At 68.9% G+C, this 4854-nt stretch carries 5 protein-coding genes; 2 read left to right on the forward strand and 3 right to left on the reverse strand.

Translation table 11 applies throughout. The annotated features are described in order from the left end of the window. The coding region (locus Q7P21_RS19360; protein ID WP_304179866.1) for an acetyl/propionyl/methylcrotonyl-CoA carboxylase subunit alpha at positions 1-1499 on the reverse strand (1499 nt) is incomplete at its 3' end. Positions 1500-1605: 106 nt separating this feature from the next. On the opposite strand from Q7P21_RS19360, the gene msrB reads away from it, so the two are divergent. Then, positions 1606-2103: a peptide-methionine (R)-S-oxide reductase MsrB gene (gene msrB / locus Q7P21_RS19365; protein ID WP_304179869.1), complete on the forward strand. Its 498-nt coding sequence runs from the start codon at positions 1606-1608 to the stop codon at positions 2101-2103. Between the two features lie 4 nt (positions 2104-2107). Here msrB and Q7P21_RS19370 read toward each other — a convergent pair whose 3' ends face one another. Next, positions 2108-2911 carry an aminoglycoside phosphotransferase family protein gene (locus Q7P21_RS19370; RefSeq protein ID WP_304179872.1) on the reverse strand — a complete coding sequence of 268 codons (804 nt, stop codon included), beginning with the start codon at positions 2909-2911 and terminating at the stop codon, positions 2108-2110. Between the two features lie 120 nt (positions 2912-3031). Between Q7P21_RS19370 and Q7P21_RS19375 the strand changes: the two genes are divergently transcribed. Further along, complete coding sequence (locus Q7P21_RS19375) at positions 3032-4351, forward strand: amidohydrolase family protein (protein ID WP_304179876.1); 1320 nt, start codon at positions 3032-3034, stop codon at positions 4349-4351. Here Q7P21_RS19375 and Q7P21_RS19380 read toward each other — a convergent pair. Beyond that, positions 4348-4854 (reverse strand): amidase family protein (locus tag Q7P21_RS19380; protein ID WP_304179878.1); only part of this gene is annotated, 507 nt, incomplete at its 5' end. The genes Q7P21_RS19375 and Q7P21_RS19380 overlap by 4 nt on opposite strands.

A 4854-nucleotide genomic window follows, 5' to 3' on the forward strand; every position in this document is an offset into this window, starting at 1 on the left:
CGCTTGTCCTGGCCGGCGATCACCACCCACTCATCGCGCACCAGCTGGGGCGCCGAGCGGGCCGTAACGATGCGGTGCATGGCGCAGGCCACGGCCGACATCAGGTCGCGCTGATAGTCGGTCGGCGGGACCCCGACAAAGCCTTCGGGAAACTCGTCCTTGATATAGTTGGTCGACAGCACGCCCGAGCGGAACCGCGCCTGGTCCATCACCGCAGCCAGGAACGGGATGTTCTGGCCCAGGCCCTCGATATGGAAGTCCTCCAGCGCCCGGCCCATGACGTCTATGGCCGCGATCCGGGTCTCGCCCCAGGTCGACAGCTTGGAGATCATCGGGTCGTAGAACATCGAGATCTCGTCGCCCTCGCGGACGCCGGCGTCATTGCGCACGATCCCGCCGTCAACCTCGCCCTCCACCGGCGGCGAATAGCGCACCAGCCGGCCGATCGAGGGCAGGAAGCCGCGATAGGGATCTTCCGCATAGATGCGGCTCTCCATCGCCCAGCCGTTGATCTTCAGGTCCTTCTGGCCGAACGCCAGCTTCTCGCCATAGGCCGAGCGGATCATCTGCTCGACCAGATCGACCCCGGTGATCAGCTCAGTGACCGGGTGCTCGACCTGCAGGCGGGTGTTCATCTCCAGGAAGAAGAAGCTCTTGTCCTGGCCGGCCACGAACTCGACCGTGCCGGCGGAGTCGTAGTTCACGGCCTTGGCCAGGGCGACGGCCTGGGCGCCCATGGCGGCGCGGGTGGTCTCGTCGAGCAGAGGCGACGGCGCCTCCTCGATGACCTTCTGATTGCGTCGCTGGATCGAGCATTCGCGCTCGAACAGGTGGACGACATTGCCGTGCTTGTCGCCCAGCACCTGGATCTCGATGTGGCGCGGGCTCTCGATGAACTTCTCGATGAAGATCCGGTCGTCGCCGAAGCTGGCCTTGGCCTCGGCGCGCACCGCCGGGAAGCCCTCCTCCACGTCCTTCTGGTTCCAGGCGACCCGGATGCCCTTGCCCCCACCGCCGGCCGAGGCCTTGATCATCACCGGATAGCCGATGTCCTCGGAAATCTTGATGGCGTGGGCGGTGTCGTCGATCTCGCCGACATGGCCGGGCACTACGGAGACCCCGGCGCGGGTGGCGAACTTCTTGGACTCGATCTTGTCGCCCATCGCCTCGATGGCGTGCGGGTTCGGACCGATGAAAACGATGCCCTCGGCGGCCAGCCGCTTGGCGAAACCGGCGTTCTCCGACAGGAAGCCAAAGCCGGGATGGACGGCCTCGGCGCCCGTCTGGCGGCAGGCGTCGACGATCTTGTCGGCCACCAGATAGCTCTGGGCGGCCGGCGCTGGACCGATGAACACGGTCTCGTCGGCCATCTCGACGGCCATGGAATCGGCGTCAGCCTCGGAATAGACCACCACGGTGGCGATCCCCAGCCGGCGGCAGGTCTTGATGATGCGGACCGCGATCTCGCCGCGGTTGGCGATCAGGATTTTGGAGAACATGGGCCTCGACTTGGTCTCTACTGGGGGCGGCCAGGGTCGGCGATCATGAATGTAACCTCCGATCAGGCGCTTTCGTACTTAAGCGCGGAACCTTAGAGTGGACCCCATGGACAAGCCAGCGACCTCCCCTTCCGGATTCGATCTCTCGCCGCCCGACGCTGCGGAACGCAAGCGTTTGGAATCCGGCCTCTCTCGCGAGGAAGCCGAGGTGCTGCTGCATCACGGCACCGAGGCCCCATTCTGCGGCGGCCTGCTGGATAACAAGGAGGACGGCGTCTATTGCTGCCGCCTCTGCGCCCTGCCCCTGTTCCGCGCCCACACGAAGTTCGAGAGCGGCACCGGCTGGCCGAGCTTCTACGCGCCATTCGACGAGTCCCACGTCGTCGCGGTGCGCGACGTCAGCTACGGCATGATCCGCATCGAGACCCGCTGCGCCCGTTGCGGCAGCCACCAGGGCCACGTCTTCCCCGACGGCCCGCCCCCGAGCCGACTGCGCTACTGCATCAATTCGGTGTCGCTGGAGTTCGTGCAAGACGGCACGCCCCTGCGCGACCCCCTGGAACGCGGCGACGCCCTGGCGATGGCGCCCCTCAGCGACGGATAGAGACTCAGAGCAGCCCTGCGGCCCTGTCGGCGATGGCCAGCGCCCGCCAGGGATCGTTCCCGTCGCTGAGCGTCCAGGCCGCCGACAGGCCGCAATAGGCGATCAGCCAGCGCAGCAGTTGGCGCGGCTCCAGCCCTGAGGCGTCCGACACCCAGACCAGACGCCGCTCCGGGGCGCCGAGCGCCAGCGCCGTCTCGATGTCGGGATTGCAGAAGATATTGGCGTGGTCGTAGCCGGGGTCCCCGAACAGCCCCTTCGGGTCGATGGCCAGCCAACCGCGCCCCCCGAAATCCAGCACATTGCCGTGGTGCAGGTCGCCGTGCAGGACACAGGCGCCCTGCGGCTCGGCCAGCAGGGCCCGGGCGATCTCCGCCGACCGACGGAAGGCCGGGCTCTGCGTCTCAACGCCCCAAAGCGCGGCGAACCTTTGGTCCAGGGGGATCAGGCCCTTCGGCGGCGGAACGGACCGGGGCGCATGCAGCCGGGCGCCGGCCGCGCAGAGGATCCGGCAGGCCGCCTCATCCTGCCCCGCCCGCGCCATCTCAGCCAAGGCGTCCCGGCGCTCTGCACGCTCCAGCAACAGGGCGTCGTCCTCCCGGGCCAAGACCCGCGCCGCGCCATCGCCGGCCCACCAGCTCATCAGCGCCCCGCCGGCGATCTCCTCCGGCGCCGCGCTGACCTTCAGCATAGCCGCCTGGCCGCGCCACCGCACCGGACGCAGCCGTCCCGCCAGGCTGGCGAAGGCCGCCCCGTCCGCCTCCAGCCCCCAGCGGGCGATCCAATGGTCCAGGCGCTGGTCCGTGATCATGCCGCCAGCCTAGCGTGGCGTCGTATCAAAGCCAGCGCGCGGGTTTGACGTCGCGCGCCCGCACCCTCAACATCGCCGCCAAAGGGGTCCCGTCGGCCCCGCGCAGTGGGGTGTTTCAGTATGTTGAGCTTCAAGTCCCAGACGGCGCTCGCCGTCGTTCTCGCCGCCGCCTGCCTGGGCACGCCCGCCCTGGCCAAGGATGTGGTCATCCATGCCGGCCATCTGATCGACGGGGTCGGCAAGACGCCCCGCGCCCAGGTCTCGATCCTGATCCACGACGACCGCATCACCAGCGTCGAGGCCGGCTTCGTCTCCCCGGCCGGCGCCGAGGTGATCGACCTGTCGAACGCCACCGTCCTGCCCGGCCTGATCGACGCCCACGACCACATCACCGGCGAGTTCGACGGCGGCAACCCGATCGTCGAGGCGGTGACCGAGAACGGCTATGACAGCTCCTACGTCTCGGTCGGCGCGGCGTGGCGCACCCTGCAGGCCGGCTTCACCACCATCCGCGATGTCGGCGGCCAGAACGAGGTGGTGATCGCCATGAAGAAGGCGATCGCCAAGGGCCATATCCCCGGGCCTCGCATGTTCGTGGCCGGCGAGCCTTTGGGCCCCACTGGCGGCCATGGCGACCCGGCGAACGGCCTGGACAGCGAGCTCAGCCATCCCGGCTGGACCGACGCCCTGGTCGACAGCCCCGAGGGCGCGCGCCGCACCGTCCGCGCCTTCCACCGCCAGGGCGTCGACCTGATCAAGATCATGCCCTCCGGCGGCGTGCTGTCGATCGGCGACAATCCCGACGAACAGCTGATGGCCGACGACGAGATCACCGCCGTGGTGGAGACCGCCCATTCGCTCGGCCTCAAGGTCGCCGCCCACGCCCATGGCAAGACGGCCATCGACAAGGCCGTGACCCTCGGCGTCGATTCCATCGAGCACGGCTCCTTCGCCGACGCCGAATCCTACAAGCTGATGAAGGCCCACGGGACCTATCTGGTCCCCACCCTGCTGGTCGGCGACACGGCCATGAAGATCGCCCGGGCCCACCCCGAACAGCTCAACCCCTCCTCCGCCGCGAAGGCGCTGCGGGTCGGGCCGATCCTGTTGAAGAACCTCGGCGACGCCTATCACGCCGGGGTCAAGATCGCCTTCGGCACCGATGAAGGCCTCGCCCCGCACGGCGACAACGGCCGCGAGTTCGCCCTGATGGTGAAGGCGGGCATGACCCCGATCGACGCCATCCTGGCCGCCACCGCCGGGGGCTCGGACCTGATCGGCGACGCCAAGGACATCGGCTCGGTCCAGGCGGGCCGCTATGCCGACATCATCGCGGTCGCCGCCGATCCCCTGGCCGACATCACCGAGCTGGAGCGGGTCCAGTTCGTGATGAAGGGCGGCGTGGTCTACAAGGCCGCCGGCAAGCCGGTCCGGCCCTAATAGCCCGGCGGGCGTCGGAACCCGCCGAACGTCCGCTCCAGCAGGCCGGCGAAGGCGAGCGTCGTGCGGTCCTCCAGGAAGCCGCCCAGGATCTGCACCCCGATGGGCAGGCCAGCCTGGCTCTGGCCGATCGGCGCCGCCGTGGCGGGAAGGCAGCCCAGGGTCGCCGGCCCGGCCCAGGCCAGCTGGGCGAAGTAGGATGTGGACCGGCCATTGACCTCCAGCACCCGCGCGCCGGGGTTGGGCTCGGTGATATGCGGAAAGGCCGGGGTTCCGAAGGCCGGGGCCAGCACCACGTCGAACCGCTCGAACAGCGTCTCCATGCGCCGCCGAAACAACAGCTGGCCGTCCATCAGCCCCATCCAGTCCTCGGCGCTCAGGGGGTTGGGCTGGGGCGGCCCGCCCCGCGAGGTGATGGTGGTCAGCATCCGCACATAGAGCTCGTGGGCCTCGGCCAGATTGGGCAGCAGGTCGCTCTCATGGGTGACCTCGCAGCCCTGGTC

Source organism: Phenylobacterium aquaticum (assembly GCF_947378715.1).
In the GTDB taxonomy this organism is placed as follows: Bacteria; Pseudomonadota; Alphaproteobacteria; order Caulobacterales; family Caulobacteraceae; genus Phenylobacterium; species Phenylobacterium aquaticum_A.